17 protein-coding genes and 1 pseudogene are annotated in these 18,408 nt (G+C 36.0%); 3 read left to right on the top strand and 15 right to left on the bottom strand.

Features of this window, described 5'->3' with window-relative positions; all coding sequences use genetic code 11:
• The 3 genes and pseudogenes from G577_RS0107425 to G577_RS11235 all read right to left on the bottom strand — a co-directional run.
• Nucleotides 1–455: helix-turn-helix domain-containing protein (locus tag G577_RS0107425; RefSeq protein ID WP_028790679.1), on the bottom strand; the 455-nt coding region annotated here is incomplete at its 3' end.
• Between the two features lie 104 nt (nt 456–559).
• On the bottom strand, nt 560–1,126 hold the full coding sequence (locus G577_RS0107420) for a DUF536 domain-containing protein (protein WP_028790678.1): 567 nt from the start codon (nt 1,124–1,126) through the stop codon (nt 560–562).
• Nucleotides 1,127–1,402: 276 nt separating this feature from the next.
• Nucleotides 1,403–2,284: pseudogene (locus tag G577_RS11235) on the bottom strand (replication initiation protein); the annotation flags it as partial.
• Nucleotides 2,285–2,349: 65 nt separating this feature from the next.
• Here G577_RS11235 and G577_RS0107405 point away from each other — a divergent pair.
• Together G577_RS0107405 and G577_RS0107400 are read left to right on the top strand one after the other, a co-directional pair.
• Nucleotides 2,350–2,958, top strand: coding sequence for a hypothetical protein (locus tag G577_RS0107405; protein WP_028790677.1), 609 nt, complete (start codon nt 2,350–2,352; stop codon nt 2,956–2,958).
• A 423-nt stretch (nt 2,959–3,381) separates the two neighbouring features.
• Nucleotides 3,382–5,745 carry a phosphoketolase family protein gene (locus G577_RS0107400; protein WP_028790676.1) on the top strand — a complete coding sequence of 788 codons (2,364 nt, stop codon included), beginning with the start codon at nt 3,382–3,384 and terminating at the stop codon, nt 5,743–5,745.
• A 64-nt stretch (nt 5,746–5,809) separates the two neighbouring features.
• Here the strand turns inward: G577_RS0107400 and G577_RS0107395 are convergent, their stop codons facing one another.
• The 9 genes from G577_RS0107395 to G577_RS0107355 all read right to left on the bottom strand — a co-directional run bounded on the left by G577_RS0107395 (nt 5,810) and on the right by G577_RS0107355 (nt 12,259).
• A complete protein-coding gene (locus tag G577_RS0107395) occupies nt 5,810–6,319 on the bottom strand; it encodes a DinB family protein (RefSeq protein WP_028790675.1) in 510 nt (169 codons plus the stop codon).
• 147 nt (nt 6,320–6,466) lie between these two features.
• The gene (trxA, locus tag G577_RS0107390; protein ID WP_028790674.1) at nt 6,467–6,784 is read right to left on the bottom strand and encodes a thioredoxin; all 318 of its coding nucleotides are present in this window, start codon (nt 6,782–6,784) and stop codon (nt 6,467–6,469) included.
• Nucleotides 6,785–6,824: 40 nt separating this feature from the next.
• Nucleotides 6,825–7,298, bottom strand: coding sequence for a glutathione peroxidase (locus G577_RS0107385; RefSeq protein ID WP_028790673.1), 474 nt, complete (start codon nt 7,296–7,298; stop codon nt 6,825–6,827).
• A gap of 36 nt (nt 7,299–7,334) precedes the next feature.
• Nucleotides 7,335–7,784: a MarR family winged helix-turn-helix transcriptional regulator gene (locus G577_RS0107380; protein WP_155988498.1), complete on the bottom strand. Its 450-nt coding sequence runs from the start codon at nt 7,782–7,784 to the stop codon at nt 7,335–7,337.
• A 25-nt stretch (nt 7,785–7,809) separates the two neighbouring features.
• Complete coding sequence (trxB, locus tag G577_RS0107375; RefSeq protein WP_028790671.1) at nt 7,810–8,757, bottom strand: thioredoxin-disulfide reductase; 948 nt, start codon at nt 8,755–8,757, stop codon at nt 7,810–7,812.
• Between the two features lie 111 nt (nt 8,758–8,868).
• On the bottom strand, nt 8,869–9,801 hold the full coding sequence (locus G577_RS0107370; protein WP_028790670.1) for an FAD:protein FMN transferase: 933 nt from the start codon (nt 9,799–9,801) through the stop codon (nt 8,869–8,871).
• Nucleotides 9,802–9,808: 7 nt separating this feature from the next.
• Entirely contained in the window at nt 9,809–10,465 is a 657-nt protein-coding gene (locus G577_RS0107365; RefSeq protein WP_028790669.1) for an endonuclease III domain-containing protein, read from the bottom strand.
• A gap of 118 nt (nt 10,466–10,583) precedes the next feature.
• The gene (locus G577_RS0107360; protein ID WP_028790668.1) at nt 10,584–10,901 is read right to left on the bottom strand and encodes a DUF4387 domain-containing protein; all 318 of its coding nucleotides are present in this window, start codon (nt 10,899–10,901) and stop codon (nt 10,584–10,586) included.
• Nucleotides 10,898–12,259, bottom strand: a complete 1,362-nt coding sequence (locus tag G577_RS0107355; protein ID WP_028790667.1) for an acyclic terpene utilization AtuA family protein — start codon at nt 12,257–12,259, stop codon at nt 10,898–10,900. The genes G577_RS0107360 and G577_RS0107355 overlap by 4 nt, the downstream gene beginning before the upstream one ends.
• A gap of 231 nt (nt 12,260–12,490) precedes the next feature.
• On the opposite strand from G577_RS0107355, the gene uvrC reads away from it, so the two are divergent.
• Nucleotides 12,491–14,299: an excinuclease ABC subunit UvrC gene (gene uvrC / locus G577_RS0107350; protein WP_028790666.1), complete on the top strand. Its 1,809-nt coding sequence runs from the start codon at nt 12,491–12,493 to the stop codon at nt 14,297–14,299.
• Between the two features lie 73 nt (nt 14,300–14,372).
• Here the strand turns inward: uvrC and G577_RS0107345 are convergent, their stop codons facing one another.
• Genes G577_RS0107345 through G577_RS0107335 form a run of 3 tightly spaced genes read right to left on the bottom strand, consistent with a single transcriptional unit; the run spans nt 14,373 to nt 18,167 of the window.
• Nucleotides 14,373–15,731, bottom strand: a complete 1,359-nt coding sequence (locus G577_RS0107345) for a PTS ascorbate transporter subunit IIC (protein WP_028790665.1) — start codon at nt 15,729–15,731, stop codon at nt 14,373–14,375.
• 16 nt (nt 15,732–15,747) lie between these two features.
• Nucleotides 15,748–16,044, bottom strand: coding sequence for a PTS sugar transporter subunit IIB (locus G577_RS0107340; protein ID WP_028790664.1), 297 nt, complete (start codon nt 16,042–16,044; stop codon nt 15,748–15,750).
• Nucleotides 16,041–18,167, bottom strand: coding sequence for a BglG family transcription antiterminator (locus G577_RS0107335; RefSeq protein WP_028790663.1), 2,127 nt, complete (start codon nt 18,165–18,167; stop codon nt 16,041–16,043). Before G577_RS0107335 ends, G577_RS0107340 begins: the two co-directional genes overlap by 4 nt.
• Nucleotides 18,168–18,408: the final 241 nt, after the last annotated feature.

The following is an 18,408-nucleotide window of genomic DNA, read 5'->3' as shown; positions in this document are numbered from 1 at the left end:
TTACGTTGATTAATCATCATGGGACGCTGTTCAATTGATCGCCCCAAAGATTGATTATATTTGGATCGTTGGTCAACGTTACGCCGTTGGCGTACGCCATGTTCAGGTAGATCATTCAAGGAGAAACCAATTCTCCCCTGGTTTAGCCAATTATAAATAGATTTAGTAGCTAGTTTAAATTCGTGAGCAATCATTCCTGGTGACCAGCTTAGACGTAAATGGTTGAGAATGGTTTGCTTTAATTTATCATTCAGTTTAGTCTTACGGCCACATCGTGCCCGCTTATATTCAGCATCTGCTTGGGCCAATTTAGCCTGATAAGGTTGACATCGCGACAATTCATAAAAAATGGTAGCTGGTGATTGCTTTAACCGATCAGCCATTTGGCTATTGGACAGCCCTAGCTCACAAAAAGTTTCGATTTTAATTCGTTCCGAATAGGTTATACTAGACAAAAGATCAGCTCCTAAAAGATGGGTTTGTGGTAAACACCATTTTAAAGGAAGCTGATCTTTTTTGTCCGAACAGCGTTCGGATTAATTTTACAATCTACCGATTGTCACCAAAAATGCCACCAACTATTATTGGTGTTGTTCTTAAATGTTTTCTTTTGTCTATTACCATATTCAGCAACTTTATTTTCATTTTGATTGTCGTTTTTATCCTTGATGTGACTGGTATTAGAACTATTCGTCAAGGTATCGCCCTTGTCGTTTAATTGTTGCTGATGAGTAGCACTAGAAGATTCAAACAAGTCACTCAGTTTCTGAACGTGTTCTTTTAATCGATGGTTCTCTGCAACCGTTGCTATCTGTAATTTTTGCTGCTGATCTAAGGCTTGTTGTAAATTTGCAATTTGTTGATCTTTAACATCAAGTTGCTTCAGCAAGATCTGATCAATATTTTTGTCCTTGTCGTTTTCAGCTTGCCGATTTGGTTGTCGTTCTTGTCGTTTTTGCTTGTCAAAATTAGCAAGCATTTTAACGCCTTGGTTGTCTATTTCTAGATGGTTTTTAACTTTGTAAGTGTGTTTGCTTCGAAAGCCATTAATGCTATTAATACGTTGATTAATAGCTTGTTTTGACAATTTAAATTCTTCTGAAAGTTGCCGAATAGTCTTGCCCAATAGTTTCACCGCCTAATTAATCCGCCTTAAATTATAAGTTAAAAACGACAAGAAAACCAATCGACAACCAAGTTTAAGTTTTGCTTGTCGATTGGTTTTCTTTAGGTATCAATCTTCAAGCTAAACTATAATTGATTTGGTTCTGGTTGTTGCCACCAATGAATGTTGCTTTAACAGTAAATATCCCGAATTAACAACAACTAAAGTTTGCATCTAGTTTTTTTCCTAATGGCTTGTTTTGATGCACCAAACTCATCAGCAAGTTCCTTAATAGTTTTAGGCATGATTTCCAAACCCCTTTTGGAGTTCAGCAAGAGCTTCTTGTCTTGCTTGATCTCTTATTTTTTTATCGTGCTCGGCCTGTTTATCAGCCAATGCTTGTTTCTCAGTAGAGCCTAAAGTTAACCCCTTAACCTTGTCAATGGCGCGCCATTTTTCCTGCTCTGTTAATTCACCATTATGCTGAATGTTAAAGAGTTTTTGACGTTCATCTTGAAATTGACCTTGTGAGAAGTCATTAGCGTTTTTCTTTTCAGACTTCCAAGTAAAAGAATACCCAATCACTGGTTTTCCGCGGCCTTTACCATATTTTTTTCTAACCGTTAGGCCTCTAAAAAGAGGCGTAAGTTCCTCTTTGATGGGTTTTAAAACGGATTGATTTATATTGCTACTTTTATAGCTTTTAGGGACATCTAATAGCTCGTTAAAGTCTGCAACTGAAAAGTAAGCGTACCCAGTAGTTCTAAATTGTTTTAGTAACCGAAACATGGTTTTTGCGTAGCTACTTTTTAAATCTCTGAATTCTGATAAAGCATAACGAACCCAACTTTCCAGCTCATTTAATAATTTTATAGCTTTGGGGTAAATTTTAATATCAACATAAGGATCATCAGCATGGCCGTTTATCTCAAATTCGGTAAACATAACAAAAAATTCACGATGCAGCCCATCTTTACTACGCCTTCCAAAGCGTAAGCCTAAAATTTTTTGATAAGTACTTTCAATATCGTCAATAAATCGGTTATTTGCTGTAGGTTTATATGCACTTAATTCTTTTAATTGATCAAATGAAAACCTTACAGTTTCGTCACCCTTGTCACGCATTCTAGAAACTATTGAGAAGAATAAATTCATTTCAACAGGAGTGAATTTTCGAAGATTGGTATAAAAACGGGAAAATCTTACTAAAAAATATCTTTGAACAACTTCGCAAGGCCCAACGAGTGGTACAAAATATTTTTGATCAACATCATCTTCCTCTAAAGGTTGAAGGCGTGTTAGCTTTTATGAATCCTGACGCAACAATTGAAATTATGGATAATGTAGCTGAAAAAGTATTATTTTATCAAGATATCCCTAATTGGCTATACGAATTAAATACTTACCAAACGACGAGCGCTGTTAACAATTGGAAAGCCATTTTACAACGCTATTGTGTTCCGGCTTTTAAGTCACAAAAAAGGATTCCTATTGAAGATATCAAATATTTTAAAAAAGGGATTTGTTGTCGTTCTTGTCATGGATTCCAGACAACTGAAAACCATAATTTCATTGTTTGTTCCTGCGGTCATCGAGAACCTAAAGTAACTGCTTGTGCCCGCACTATTTGCGAATTTGGTGTTTTATTTCATGACCGTGAATTAAAAAGAAAGGAGTTACAACTTTTCTTTGGAGACTCTATAAATCCTCGTTACCTGGCTTTTATTTTAAGCAAGTATTTTCCTGTGGCAAAAAGAGCGGGGCATATGTCTACTCGTAAAAATAAAGGAATTTTATTTGAATATTGGTTTGAAGATGAAATGGATTATTTTCATTCATTGGAGAAAAGTTAGTTTATATCCGTTCGGGTCTACCGGACGGATTTTTTTGTTCTTGAATCAGTGAATGACCATTCCCTTTCCTTTTTAATTTCCGTTCAATACCCGAATGAACATCATTTCTCTTTTATAATGTCCATTCAGCAGTCGAATGAACATCCTTTTCTCCTTTTAATGTTCGTTCACCCTCTGAATGAACATTCCTTTCCATTTTTAATGTTCGTTCAGCACCTGAATGGACATCGTTTCTCCTTTATAATGTTCATTCAACCGTCGAATGGACATTATCGGCTCAAATTAACTAAAATAAGTTCATTTGTTTAATCTTTTTTTCTTTTTATTGCATTAAATACCATGAAACTTTACATATAAGGAAATACATGTTAAACTATTCACGGAAGTATTTAAGTAAAAAATACCAAAAAAGGGAGTATCCATATGTCAGTAAATATTGATTCTAAAGAATATTTAGAAAGAATGCATGCATGGTGGCGTGCAGCAAACTACATCTCTGTTGCACAAATTTTCTTAAAAGACAATCCTTTGCTACGACGTCCAATTGAAAAAGAAGATATCAAAATTCATCCTATCGGTCACTGGGGAACAATTGCTGGACAAAACTTTATTTATACGCATTTAAATCGTGTAATCAATAAATTTGATTTGAATATGTTCTATATTGAAGGACCAGGACATGGTGGCCAAGTAATGGTTTCTAACTCTTATATAGATGGCAGTTATTCAGAAATTTATCCAGATATCACACAAGATGAAGCCGGATTGAAAAAGTTATTTAAACGATTTTCTTTTCCTGGTGGCATGGGTTCTCACGCAGCTCCAGAAACTCCAGGCTCTATTCATGAAGGTGGCGAATTAGGTTATTCCATGTCCCATGCGGCCGGCGCTGTTTTAGATAATCCAGATGTTATCGCAGCTACTGTTATTGGTGACGGAGAAGCAGAAACAGGTCCATTAGCGGCTAGTTGGATGTCAAACAATTTTATTAACCCTGTCAATGATGGCGCTATTTTGCCTATCTTACATTTAAATGGAGCTAAAATTGCGAATCCAACGATTTTAGCACGTAAAAGTGATGAAGACTTGAAAAAATATTTTGAAGGGATGGGTTGGAAACCTTATTTTGTTGAAGGTGATGACCCTGAAAATATGCATCCACTAATGGCGGAAACATTGGACAATGTAATCACAGAAATTCAATCGATCCAACAAGAAGCTCGTCAAAAATCAGCTGAAGAGGTTAAAATGCCTCATTGGCCTGTAATTATTTTCCGCACGCCTAAAGGTTGGAGTGGCCCAGAAACTTGGGACAAAGAACAAGTTGCCGGAACATTTCGTGCTCATCAGGTCCCTATTCCAGTGGATGCTGAACACATGGAATACGCCAAAGATTTGGAAGAATGGTTGAAATCTTATGACCCAGAAGAATTATTTGATGAAAATGGTAAAATCATTGATTCAATTAAAGAAATTTCTCCTAAGGGAAACCAACGGATGTCGGTCAACCCAATCACAAACGGAGGGCTTGATCCGAAATCATTAGATATGCCTGATTGGCGCAAACACGCGGTGGATACTTCCACTCACGGAGCACATATCGATCAAGACATGATGGTCCTTGGTGATTTTATAGCAGATATTATGGAAAATAACCCGACAAATTTCCGTGCTTTTGGTCCTGACGAAACAAAATCAAACCGACTAAACAATATGTTTAAGGTGACAAATCGCCAATGGGTTGAACCAAGAGAACTATCAGATGAATGGCAATCTGCGGTTGGAAGAGTCATTGATGGTCAATTATCTGAACATCAAGCTGAAGGCTTCTTGGAAGGCTATGTATTAACAGGTAGACATGGATTTTTTGCCAGCTATGAAGCATTCTTGCGGATCGTTGATTCCATGTTAACGCAACATTTCAAATGGATTCGTAAAGCTAGCGAAAAAAGTTGGCGTAAACCTTATCCATCATTAAATATTATTTCGTCTTCTACGGTATTCCAACAAGATCATAATGGGTACACTCACCAAGATCCAGGTGTTATTACGCATTTAGCTGAGAAAAAACCAGAGCATATTCGTGAATATTTGCCAGCAGATGCTAATTCCTTGATGGCAGTCATGGATAAATCCTTTAAAGAGGAAGACGTCATTAACTTGATTACATCTAGCAAACATCCAAGACCACAGTTTTATTCTGCTGAAGAAGCACAAGAAATTGTCGATCAAGGAGCGAAAAAAATTGAGTGGGCAAGTACAGATGACGGAGAAGAACCTGATATTGTGTTTGCAGCTGCTGGTTCTGAGCCAAACCTAGAATCTCTGGCAGCAATCTCGATATTACATGAACAATTTCCTGAAATAAAAATTCGCTTTATTAACGTGGTAGACCTTTTGAAATTACGTCATCCTGATGTAGATCCACGTGGTCTAAGCGATGAAGATTTCGACAAGTTGTTTACCAAAGATAAACCCGTCGTATTTGCCTTCCATGGTTATGAAGGATTAATTCGTGATATTTTCTTCACGCGTCACAACCGCAATGTAAGTATTCATGGTTATCGTGAAAATGGCGATATCACAACACCATTTGATATGCGTGTGAAAAATGAATTGGATCGTTTCCATTTAGCAAAAGATGCTGCAACGATTGTTTCTCCTGAAAAATCAGAAGACTTTGCTAAGAAAATGGACGCAATGTTGCAATATCATCATGATTACATTCGTGAAAATGGCGATGATATCAGTGAAGTACAAAGTTGGCAATGGCAAGATTTGAAATAATTGCCCATAATAAAAAAGCCCAGTACTCAGATTTGAGTGCTGGACTTTTTTTATACGTATATGTCTACTCGCCAATCACTAATCTTCTTGTATAAACAGCTTGTCCTGAATGCATGTCAGCATCATCAATAATAGAAACAATTCGTGCCTGACGAGTAACCACAGGAGTCCAATTTCTATCAATAACTTCGTCAAGCGCATCATCATTCAGCTGTTCAAGATAAGATTTTGTCATCTTAACAGCAGCGTCTAGATAATCAACTAATAATTGTCTATCATTTACTTTCACCTTAACCGCTTCTTCAGGTGTGTGTATATAGTCTTGCGTATCGTCTGGCAAATCTAAAGAGAACTTCGTATTCCATCCTTGGCTTGTCCACATAGGTTCACTGCCATTAAGTTCTGAAATTTGAAGATCAAGCTCTCTTGCTGTATGCCAAATAAGCCAAGTAACAGACTTGATGATTGGCGTAGGCATCGTATTGGCTCGTTGCATATCCATTTGATTCAAAGTGTCAACAAGACGTTCTTGCGCGCGATCTAAGATATCCATAGACATTTGCGTGCTTTGCATATTCCCACCTCATTCTTCTCATAATTTATATATCATTTTCCTAAAACTTCCACTTTCAATCTAACACAGCTAAATTAAGTTAACAAACCTTACAATCCTTGGTAAAAAAAGCGTCTAAGTAAAATTTTATTTACTCAGACGCTTTTTTTAACCAATATAGGGTTCTAAAGCTTGTTCTACTTGTTCTTTTGGATGAAACCCGACTAAAGTATCAACGACTTCCCCATCTTTTTTTATCAATAAAGTAGGAATACTCATAATCCCAAACTTACTTGGTGTTTCTGGATTTTCATCAATATCCATTTTATTAAAGGTTACCTTGTCACCCATTTCTTCAGATAACTGTTCAATTGCTGGTGATTGCATCTTACATGGGCCACACCAAGTTGCCCAAAAGTCTGTTAAAGTTACTCCGCTAGCTGTATCTTGTTCAAATGTTTGATCTGTTGTTACATTTACACTCATAATAAATGTCCTCCTTCATAAATTTATTATTTTTAATCCATTACTCTGCTTTTAATGCCTCAACAATGGCTTCTTCCATTTTTTCTGGTTTCGTTTGTGGTGCATAACGTTTAATCACTTCTCCAGAGCGCCCAACCAAAAATTTAGTAAAGTTCCATTTAATTTTGCCATGACCGGCCGCTTTTTTTAAATAAGTAAACAATGGATCTTCTTTATCACCATTGACTGCTACTCGTTTAGTCATCGGAAAAGTAACACCATAATGAACTTTACAATAATCATTGGTCTGCTCATCATCATCCAACTCTTGACGAAACTGATTTGAAGGCAACCCCAATACTTCTAAACCATTTTGTTGATATTTCTGATACAAATTTTCCAGACTTTCAAGTTGTGGCGCAAGACCACACTTACTTGCTGTGTTTACAATAATGACAACTTTTCCTTTATAATCACTTAAATTTAGTGTCGTTCCACTCATTTCGGTTTCTTTAAAATCATAGATTGTTGCCATAAACAGTCACTTCCCCTTAAAAAGCTGGCTTCTTGGTTAAGAGCCTACATAATCCTTTAAACCTTCCATCAAACGTTGATTATCTTGTAACATACGATAATACTGGTCAACATCGATTGCTACTTGTTCGTTCATACATTGCTCCAGACGTTTTTCAATAGCTGATTTTTGCTCTTTTCCTTTTTCAGTCAACTGTATCATTAATTGTCGTTGATCATTTTCAGCACGACATCGAGTTAACCAACCAGCCGTCTCTAAGCGTTTTAACAGCGGCGTCAGTGTGTTACTTGCTAGCTCCAACTCTTTTGCTAAATCGCTAAGCGTTTTGCAGTCTTGCTCCCAAAGAGCTAACAACACAATATATTGTGTATAAGTCAATTGATAAGGTTCTAACGCTTTTTGATAAAACTTCGCAAAAAGCCGATTCGTATTATAAATTGAAAAACAAAGTTGGTCAGCTAATCTTGTATCTGTCATTTGTTCCATTTAAAGCCACCCTTTGTTTTTATGATTACACATTCGCTGCTTCGATTTTGTCTTCTAATTCTGTAATATATTGGTAAGCGTTTTGGCCAGCAATACCCCCATCGCTTGTCGCAGTGACTACTTGACGCAAGTTTTTCTTACGAATATCACCTATAGCAAAAATTCCTGGTATAGAAGTTTCCATATCATCATTCGTAATAAGCCAGCCCTCATTATCTGTAATATTTAGAGATCTAAAGGGATCACTCATTGGCTCAATACCAACGTAAATAAACGTGCCTCCTGCGTCTACTGCAAAAGGTTCACCGGTTTTATTATTGATACCTTTAACGCCAGTAACTTTATTGCCATCTCCAGTAATCTCTTGGACATTGCTATCCCAAATAAAATCAATTTTATCATTTTTAAAAGCGCGATTTTGGATGATTTGTTGGGCTCTTAATTCATCACGACGATGAATAATTGTAACTTTATCCACTAGACGTGTTAAGTACTCTCCTTCTTCTACTGCAGAATCACCGCCACCAATGACGACGACATGTTGGTTACGGAAAAAAGCCCCGTCACAAACGGCACAATTTGAAACACCGCGGCCACGATATTCTTCTTCACCAGGCACTCCTAGGTCCTTATAATTGGACCCTGTAGCAATAATAACTACCTTTGTTTCATAATCACCCGCATCTGTTTCAATCGTTTTATAATTTCCTTGATCCGTCACGGACTTAACTGTCCCATAGCCAAAATCAGCACCAAATTGAATCGCTGAATCATACATTTCTTGTGATAAATCAGGACCTAAGATCGATTTAAATCCTGGGTAATTTTCAATTTCCGCCGTATTATTCATTTGTCCGCCATAAATTCCACGGTCCAATAGCATAACAGATAAGTTTGCTCTGGAAGCATAAAGCGCTGCTGTCATACCAGCTGGCCCTGCCCCAATAATGACGACATCATATTTTTTTGCCATTTAAACACTTCCTTTGTTGCGACATTCAATCGCGCACGATTTATTCTGTTCCTATACTAACTTTATTCTATTTATTACGCAACAATTTTGTTTGTCAAAGGGAATAAGTTATTATTGTATTACTTGAGATTCTAAAGCGTTCGAATAGAAAAGTTGCCCTTCTTTCGTGATAACCACGCCTTCGATTTCTTCCATATTATTTAATAGCTCAATAATTTCTTTAGCTGGTTTACCAAATAAACGAGTCGTCCAGACTTCCCCATCGACAGATTTTTCAGAAACAATCGTAACGCTAGCCACATTGGTCTCAAGCGGGTATCCAGTTTCCTGATCGAAAATATGATGAAATGTTTCTCCATTCAATTCATTCGTTCGCTCGTAAATCCCTGAGGTCACGACAGATTGATTCTTTACCTTCAGCACTGTCGCTAACTCCCCTCGCTTTGAAAAAGGATTTTGTATGCCAATACGCCACAACCCATCTTCATGGTTCGAAGCGTCCCCATAAGTTAATACGTTCCCTCCTAAATCAATTAATGCTGAGTGAACATGATTTTCTTTAAAATAAGCTAGTAATTGATCAGCAAAGTAGCCCTTAGCAATAGCTCCTAAATCAAGAGACATGCCTTTTTTCTTTAAAAAAACTGTCCTATGTCCTTCATTCATATAAATATCTTGAGGATTGATACGTTGTAATAACCATTGGATTGTTTGATCCGATGGGCGATGAGCGTTATCAAACCCAATATGCCAAGCTTGAATCAACGGGCCAATAGCAATATTTAAAAAACTAGTTTTAGGCAGACTATGTTTTTTTCCTAATTGAATCAGCTCAAATAAATCCTCATCTACCTTGACAGGCGCAACTCCTGCTTGATGATTAATGACCATTAATTCTGAAGCATCGTCATTGGCACTAAATCGTTTTTCATAATCGATTAACCGACGCTCAGCTTCGGGCAGAAATTCATTTTCTTGCTCATGTTGAATCCATAATTTGATGACGGTACCCATTAAATAATAGGTACAATTTTCTTCTTTCATAGCTTCCCTACTTTCTATTGGTTAAAATCAATCGATAGCCAGCTAGAAAGCTAGCTGTAAAAGTGGCTTGGTTTTTTACATAAACCTTTCCGAACTCATCGAGTAGCCCATGAAACTCCTGCGCTTGATTAAGCGTAAAATGAGACAACTCAGGAACAAGCTTTTTTAATGACGAATAATTCTTTATTCCTTCGACCTGTAAAAAAGTAAAAAGTTTTTGCGTATACTTATCTGCTATAAACACTTTTTCGTCAAAAACATAAAGTAATAAAACATCTGCCGTTTCTTCTCCGATTCCATGTAATAAAAGTAGCTGCGAGTGCAACTGTTCCCCATAGATCTCTTTCATTCTTTTTAAATCAAAACGATATTTCTTTAGCCACTGAAAGATTTCTATAATTGCCTTGCTTTTATTTTGATAAAATCCACTCGGAAGAATCAATGACATCAGATATTCTTTATTCAATTCACTAACTTTTTCAGGCGCAAATTCTGTAATTGCTTTGATATTTGTTAACGATTTTTCAACATTCTTCCAATTCGTATTTTGCACTAAGATCGCGCCCAATATAATTTCAACTTTGCTTTCAGCCGGCCACCAACCTTGTGGTCCCATTTCATCTAGCATCTTATTGTATAGCTGACCTAACGTTAAATCTCGCATGCTTTTTTCTCTCTCTTCATTTGTCTTCCTTATTTTAACATAAACCAACAATAAGATTGACCGCCTTTTGGATAAAAAAGTAGGCTGATGAATTTTAAACAGCCTACTCTATCATTTTTTATTTCTCTGGGATTTCAATGGATAAAAGATTAGCGTATTGTTGCGAACCATGCATATCACTTTCTCCTACCGATCCTTGAGACCACGGTCTTGGTATTGTGATTTTAATCCCTCGAGCTGGTTTTACATGTTCAAAAGTAATAATATCGCTTACTTTTAATTGATATAATTTAGCAAAACTTTCTTTAGTTAAAACATCGCTGGCGACGAAATGGTCATAATCCTCCAAATTATCAAATAAAATATCAAACGTTAACTCAAATGGGCCTGAATTTTTACTACAAATAACACGTGCGTAATCTCGTAATTGAGTCATTTTCCCACCTCCTGAATTGATGCTGAAAATTGCTTTACAGAATCTTCTATTTCTAATAAATGATACACATTAAATTGACAAACTTTACCTAGAGGGATTTCTAAAGGCGTAAATGGTATCCCAATATTACCAGAAGTCGCTATGCGTCCTGGATAACCATAATGTAATAATGTTGTACGAATTCGATTGACGACTAACTGGGCCATTTCTTGTGTTGGTGCAGCTACTTCTGCGATTACACACATTTCATGACCTACTTCATTAGCTAAGCTTTCTAAATTTTTCATGATGGCGTTTTTCCCATACGAATGGAAAATAATTTGTGACTGTGCACATTCCTCAGGAAGTTCTTTTTCTATTTGTTCTCGAACATAAGTTAATGCTTCATCCACTTGGTCAATTAAAATAGGGTCGCGCACACCCATAACGGTAATTGAACGGTAGCCAACAACTTTAGCTCCTTCTAATTTCACCGTGTAATTTTCACCTTTTACAAATTGACTTCCAGAAACACGCGTCACACGATCGCTTTCTGCTTTAAATTCACAGTTTTCTAAATTTAATGTCCCTCCTGGTCCAGGCAAATGAAAAGCGCTACTTTTTTCATACATGGTATGCGCTGCAACGGTATGTGGCATCGCTTTTGCATGAAGACTCATCGGTTCAATTAAGAAATGATCTTGACGTAAAGTACCAAGTACCGTTTTTTCTGCTGGTACACAACAAATTGCACCACACTCAATAATTTTTCCCATATGCCAAGCCAAAGCTGGATCAAAACCATAGTACATTCCTAAAGCAGCTGTTGGCGCCGGATCATACGTACGTCCCCCAATAATCACATCAGGTTGATTTTCCCCTTCTAATAAAGAAAGATAAGGTTCTGCCCCCATTTGGGCTGTTACTACGGTTGCTTGTTCGATTTCTTCTTGTGTTAGCTGAGGTACATTTTGCATTTCTGTTATTTTATCTGATTGTAAAGCTCTATTGAGCTGATCTTTAGGGATATCACTATAAATTTTAGCTAATTGAAGGGGCAATTCTTGTTCATTTGCGATCTGTTCGACTATCTTGACAAATAAGTCCACATGCTCATTCGTTCCGTCACCCCCAGCTGAGCTTATAATTAACGGAATCCCAGCCTTTTTAGCTGCTGGTATCATGGTCGAGAGCTCCTTATAATAAGCGGATTCAGGACATGTCATTTCTCCTAAAGCTAATTTTTGCGGACCAGAATCTGTCGAACCGGCATCAACAACAATTGCGTGAGGTTGCCTTTTGATACCGCGTTCAAAATCTTCGAAAGGAAAACCATAACCCAACATTCCATTAGAAACTAATACACGTAACTCTTCCATTTTTCTACCTCCAATTCATTACGTACTCTCTTTTATTGTATACGCAAAATAAAGCAGCGTCTAACTCAATTTGTAAAAATAACTATTTAGAATAGGAAGAAAGAAAGCTAGACAATGGGCTAAATAGGCAGGATGATTGAATTTTTCCCGGTTTTCGCTTATAATGAACATAAGTTCTCAATAACTAAAAGGTTTGAGAACTATTTTTGTGAACCTAAATAAGGTGATGAAATGAATCAACAAATAAAAAATAAATTAGCCATACTTCCTGATCAACCTGGTTGTTATATTATGAAAGATAACACTGGGACAATTATATATATTGGTAAAGCCAAAATTTTAAAAAATCGAGTGCGTTCGTATTTTACTGGCGGACACGATACAAAAACAGAACATTTAGTAAGTGAAATTGCAGATTTTGAATATATCGTCACAGAATCAAATATTGAGGCATTATTACTAGAAAATAATCTTATTAAAGAAAATTTACCTAGATATAATATTATGTTAAAAGATGATAAAACTTACCCTTTTATCAAAATAACGAATGAAAAATATCCGCGATTAATGATTACACGTAAAGTGTTAAAAGATGGAGCGGAGTATTTCGGTCCTTATCCAGACATTGGCGCTGCTAATGAAACAAAGAAAATTTTGGATCGCATCTTTCCGTTACGTAAATGTGGGCCCCACCAAAAGACACCTTGTTTATATTATCATTTAGGGCAATGTCTGTGTCCTTATGCTTTCAATGTGGACCCAGCTGTTTATACTAAAATCGTTAAAGAAATTAAACATTTTTTTAATGGTGGCTATAAAGATGTCCAACAAGCTTTACAAGTACAAATGGATGAAGCTGCAAAGCATATGGAATTTGAAAAAGCAGCTGAATTGCGAGATCAAGTCAATGCCATTGATACGATTATGACACAACAAAAAATGACATCCACTGATCTAAAAGATAAAGATGTTTTCGGTTATACAGTGGACAAAGGCTGGATGTGTGTCCAAGCGTTTTTCATCCGTCAAGGAAGAATGATTCAACGCGATGCTTCGATTTTCCCATTCTATAAAGAAGAAATGGATGACTTCTTAACTTATGTAGGACAATTTTATCAAAAAAATGAACACTTTATTCCAAAAGAAGTGTTAATCCCGAATGATATTGATAAAAATGCCGTAGAAGCATTGCTAGATACAAAAGTTTTACAACCTCAACGAGGGCAAAAAAAGAAACTAGTCGCTCTTGCGAATAAAAACGCGCAAGTTAGCTTGAAAGAAAAATTTGACCTAATCGAACGAGCTCAAGAACGAACTGTCGGAGCAGTTGAAAAACTAGGACAAGCTTTAAATGTGCCAACTCCTGTTCGAATTGAAGCTTTTGATAATTCAAATACCATGGGAACAGATCCTGTTTCTGCAATGGTTGTCTTTATTGACGGTAAGCCATCTAAAAAAGATTATCGAAAATATAAAATTAAAACAGTAGATGGACCTGACGATTACGCTTCTATGCGGGAAGTGATTTATCGTCGCTACTCTCGGGTGTTAAAAGAAGGGAGTAGCTTGCCTGACTTGATTTTAATTGACGGTGGTAAAGGCCAAGTAGATGTGGCAAAAGACGTCCTAGAAAATCAATTAGGGGTAGATATCCCAATTGCTGGTTTAGCTAAAGATGACAAACATAAAACCAGTGAATTGCTATTTGGAGAAGACTTGCATCCGGTAACGCTAGAGCGCAGTTCAACCGAATTTTTCTTATTGCAACGAATCCAAGATGAGGTTCACCGTTTTGCTATTACTTTCCATCGTCAATTACGCAGCAAAAATAGCTTTTCTTCTAAGCTTGACGATGTTACAGGACTAGGGCCTAAACGAAAAAAGAACCTATTGAAAAAGTTCAAATCGCTTAAAGGAATCCAACAAGCCACTATAGAAGAATTGCAAGAAGCAGGCCTTCCTAAAAAAGTAGCTCAAACCGTTATGGAAGAACTAGCTCCTGCAAAAAAGGAAGAAGAAAATACCACTACAAAAAAGTGAAAACTCAGTAAAAAACTGCTTACCAAAGAAAATGGTAAACAGTTTTTTTATAATCTTATTTTATCATCCCGTTCTATTCACTAACTTTTTTGGAACGGTTTTTAACCAAATGAGAAGCCCAGAAAAGAAGTACTAGAGCAACTAGAGTAGTAATGACTACTGCAACTTGACCTCCAGCATTGCCTATATAACCTACTAATGACCCAACAACGCCAAAGTCTGAATCTGAAAAAGTAGCATTACCTAGACCAGCTTCACCCATCATTGGAACCAATGCTAGTGGAATAAAACTTATAGCAATGCCTTGAATAAACGCTCCTAATACAGCACCACGTCTGCCACCAACTTGATTACCAATAACACCAGATGCTGCACCACACATAAAATGAGCGACTACTCCAGGAATGACAATCGTAGTGTTCATAATAACCATGGCTAACATACTAATAATACCGCCTACAAAACTTGAGAAGAAACCTACAATAACGGCATTAGGTGCATACGGGAAAACAACCGGTGCATCTAAAGCTGGTACTGAGTTCGGCACTAAGCTTTGTGAAATCCCTTTAAACGCTGGAATTATTTGATTCAAAATTAAACGAACTCCCGATAAGATCACATAAACGCCAGCTGCAAAAGTACCTGCTTGAACAAAAGCAAATACAATATAATTAAGGCCACCGCTCATTTCATTAACATAGTCAGGTCCTGCAAATAAAACCATAATCACATAAATAATTGACATAGTTAGCGTGATAGCAATGTTTGAGTCACGTAAAAAAGATACACTTTTCGGTATATTTAAATCCTCTGTTGTTTTTGATTTATTCCCAAAAAACTTAGCGATTACCCCTGAAACAGCATAACCAAAATCTCCTGTATGCGCTAAAGCTACTGTATCGCTTTGAGTCACTTCACGCATAAAGGGTTGGACTAAAGCGGGCATAGCAGTATTAGCCATTCCTAATATAAGACCACCAGTAAGAACTGCCGTAACCTCGCTAAAACCGATAACATCTAAAAGAACTGCTAGCATTGCTGCCATATATAACATTACATGACCAGATAGATAAATATATTTAAAGTAAGTAAAACGAGCTAAAAGAGCGTTTACAATCATACTTACTAACATAATCAATGCTGCAACAGTACCAAACTCGACTAGCAATGTGCCTACAACTGCCTCATTGTTGGGAACGACACCTTGTACATTGAAAGTATGAATAAACATTTTCCCTAACGGTTCTAAAGACTCTGATACAAGATCAGCTCCTCCAGTTAAAACCAGAAAACCTAGAAATGTTTTAATTCCTCCACCAATAATATCTGACATAGATTTCTTTTGAAGAGATAATCCCAATACAGCAATTAAAGCAACTAGGATAGCTGGTGTTCTAACAATACTTATAATGACATTAAGTGTTGCTTGCATAGCCTTTTTACCCCCCTTAGTCCAAAATACCTTGCTCTTGTAAAAACGAATTAATTTTTCCCCTAAGCTCATCTTTATCTATCAAACTATTTAAAACTGTAACTTTATCTCCGAATTGATCCGCAGCTGCATCTGCTAAATCTTTCCCTACAAAAAACTGATCTGCATCATTTACTTCTGCTCCTCCCATATCCATATGGGTCGCTTCAACTTGATCAGCTACTCCTAAATCATTTAAAACCTCTTGCATATTCATTTCTACCATAAAACTTGAGCCCAAACCTGAGCTACATACTGCTGCTATTTTCATCATTGATCTTCTCCTTCTAAAATTAATTGTTGTATATCAGACGGATCTTTTGCGTCTATAAGTAATTGTAATTTGTTCTTATCATTCAAGATATTAGCTAACTCTGATAAAGCTTTCAAATGAGACTGATCATCAATAGCGGCCAAAACGAAGATAAGCTGTATAGGATGGTCGTGATCGATTAAATCAATTGGGTTGTTTAATTTTAAAACAGCCATCCCTAGTTCTTTCACTCCTTGTTCAGGTCGAGCATGTGCTAACGCTACTCGATCTCCAATATTAATATATGGGCCATTCTTTTTTACATTTTCAATCATTGCTTCAATATAACTATCTGCAACGTTTCCATTATTTTTTAATGGTGTTGCTGCCAATCGGATAGCTTTTTCCCAATTTAAGCCTTCACTTTCAGAGAACTGTATAGTTTCTTCATTTAATAACTCACTCAACAAAGGCTGATAGCCTCCTTTCAATGGTATACGAGGATTTAGTGAGCGTGATAACACTTCCTTGACCCCATTTTCTAACGCATCTACGTTAATGATATTCGTATTATCAGCAATAACATCCATTAATGCTGTAAATTGTTTATCAATACCATTTACATTGATCAAATTATCAGAAATAAATTGCTTTCTTAATTGACTAACTTCGGCTTCATTCATAACTGGGTTAACTACAACTACCTGCTTTTCTTTCTCTTTAAGCGGAATCGTAGAAATTACAACATCTGAAGTAATTACAGAAAAATTATCATAATCCCTCTTAGTAACTGGTCCACGTAATATACAGCCTGGAAATATCGTAGCTAGTTGATTTTTTAATAACTGAGAAGTGCCCAGTCCTGAGGAACACACAAGTAAAATTTCTAAATATCTGCTTTCTTGATTTAACAAATGAGCACCAAAATAAATAGCAATTAGCCCAATCTCATTATCATTTAACGGCTGAGAAGTTAATTTTTCAAATGAATCTATTGAAATACTTGTATAAGTATAAATTTCCGGATAGTTTTCTTTAATAGATAACACAGCGCTATCTTTATATTGATGGTTAAATTTAACTCTATAATACGTCGATAACATATGAACATAGAGCTCATCTTTCAATTGCTTCTCATTTTTAAAATTAGCTTCGGCTAAATACTTAAAATTATTAATTATTTGATTAGTAGACTTTTGCACTTGTTTTTTTATATCTAAGTTATTAGTAGAACGAATTTCCTTTAACTGGCTACTGAGTAACAAACTTTCTAAGTAAAATACTTCTTCTTTATATTCCTCAGTATCTATCCCTATATGAGCTAAAAAATCCCCAGCCATTTCAAATTCTTTGCGCTCTTGTAGTTCTTCATAACCTTCCTTTTGCTTATTTAATGAATGAAAAGACAAAGTATGCTTAGATAAAATACGCAACAAAACCAAAGCGTAAAAGTTTTGCATACTACGTATAGCGTCATCTGAAAAAGAACTAGAACTTTGAAATTCAACCTTATGCATCCAATCTTTTATCATTACTATAAGTTCAGAAAAATTTTTAAAGTCCAATAAATCAGAAGAATTCTCCATTTTATAAAGACTATTTAATCCAGTAAGAAATTCCGCTAAGTGTTCTTGAAAATAATTTCTGATGGCAAATTCATTGCCAGTAAAATGATGTCCTGTAGAAGTACCGATTACAGAAAAATCATATTCCAATAAATTACCTTTTATTACACTAAAATCATTCACAATAGTATTTCGCGTAACATTAAATATTTCTGCTAATTTCGAAATAGTTGCATATGAACTTAGCCCAAACATTAAAATCAATGTAATCGCTTGTCGTTCTTTAGCACTAAACTTTTTTTCTTGTTTTCTATAAATATTTTTATTGTTATCAGTACTAAAAATGAAATTTAACTGTTCCTTACTTTGTTCTGATAAATAGTATCCTTGTCCTTTAATATTTCTCGGAGGGTCTATTTTATTTTGAATTAATTTTTCTGATACGCTTTTCATGTAATAATAAGTTGAACGTCTTGAAAAATTTAACTGTTCTGCAATAGTATTTATTGACTGATATTGATCCTTGTCTATTAAAATTTGTAGAAGTTTAAATTCTAAATCTGATACGTTTAATGCCATGGCTACTACTTCCTCCTACGTTTGTAATTATTGCAAACCTTACCATAATATTCTATACAAGTTTTTGCATTATGAAGAGTGCAAAAATTAACCCCCTCTTCTTTACGAAATTTATTTAGCTATTCTTGGGTAATTAAATCAAAAAATAATCGAGTAGGTGACTAGCCATTAATTGGCTAGTCGACCTCTCACACCACCGTACGTACGGTTCCGTATACGGCGGTTCAATACCTTGCGTAAG

The sequence above is a fragment of the Tetragenococcus muriaticus DSM 15685 genome (assembly GCF_000423785.1).
Taxonomy (GTDB): domain Bacteria; phylum Bacillota; class Bacilli; order Lactobacillales; family Enterococcaceae; genus Tetragenococcus; species Tetragenococcus muriaticus.
Note: the sequence above shows the minus strand (reverse complement) of the source record. Positions and strands in the feature narration are given on the sequence as shown.

Bases quoted from the DNA above. Each gene is read 5' to 3' on its own strand.
- G577_RS0107365 (WP_028790669.1), bottom strand. From the start codon at position 10,465: ATGCGAGATTTAACGTTAGGTCAGCTATACAATAAGATGCTAGATGAA.
- G577_RS0107370 (WP_028790670.1), bottom strand. From the start codon at position 9,801: ATGAAAGAAGAAAATTGTACCTATTATTTAATGGGTACCGTCATCAAA.
- G577_RS0107335 (WP_028790663.1), bottom strand. From the start codon at position 18,167: ATGGCATTAAACGTATCAGATTTAGAATTTAAACTTCTACAAATTTTA.
- G577_RS0107385 (WP_028790673.1), bottom strand. From the start codon at position 7,298: ATGGCAACAATCTATGATTTTAAAGAAACCGAAATGAGTGGAACGACA.
- G577_RS0107360 (WP_028790668.1), bottom strand. From the start codon at position 10,901: ATGACTCAATTACGAGATTACGCACGTGTTATTTGTAGTAAAAATTCA.
- G577_RS0107395 (WP_028790675.1), bottom strand. From the start codon at position 6,319: ATGCAAAGCACGCAAATGTCTATGGATATCTTAGATCGCGCGCAAGAA.
- trxA (WP_028790674.1), bottom strand. From the start codon at position 6,784: ATGAGTGTAAATGTAACAACAGATCAAACATTTGAACAAGATACAGCT.
- trxB (WP_028790671.1), bottom strand. From the start codon at position 8,757: ATGGCAAAAAAATATGATGTCGTCATTATTGGGGCAGGGCCAGCTGGT.
- uvrC (WP_028790666.1), top strand. From the start codon at position 12,491: ATGAATCAACAAATAAAAAATAAATTAGCCATACTTCCTGATCAACCT.
- G577_RS0107340 (WP_028790664.1), bottom strand. From the start codon at position 16,044: ATGATGAAAATAGCAGCAGTATGTAGCTCAGGTTTGGGCTCAAGTTTT.
- G577_RS0107380 (WP_155988498.1), bottom strand. From the start codon at position 7,784: ATGGAACAAATGACAGATACAAGATTAGCTGACCAACTTTGTTTTTCA.
- G577_RS0107345 (WP_028790665.1), bottom strand. From the start codon at position 15,731: ATGCAAGCAACACTTAATGTCATTATAAGTATTGTTAGAACACCAGCT.
- G577_RS0107400 (WP_028790676.1), top strand. From the start codon at position 3,382: ATGTCAGTAAATATTGATTCTAAAGAATATTTAGAAAGAATGCATGCA.
- G577_RS0107355 (WP_028790667.1), bottom strand. From the start codon at position 12,259: ATGGAAGAGTTACGTGTATTAGTTTCTAATGGAATGTTGGGTTATGGT.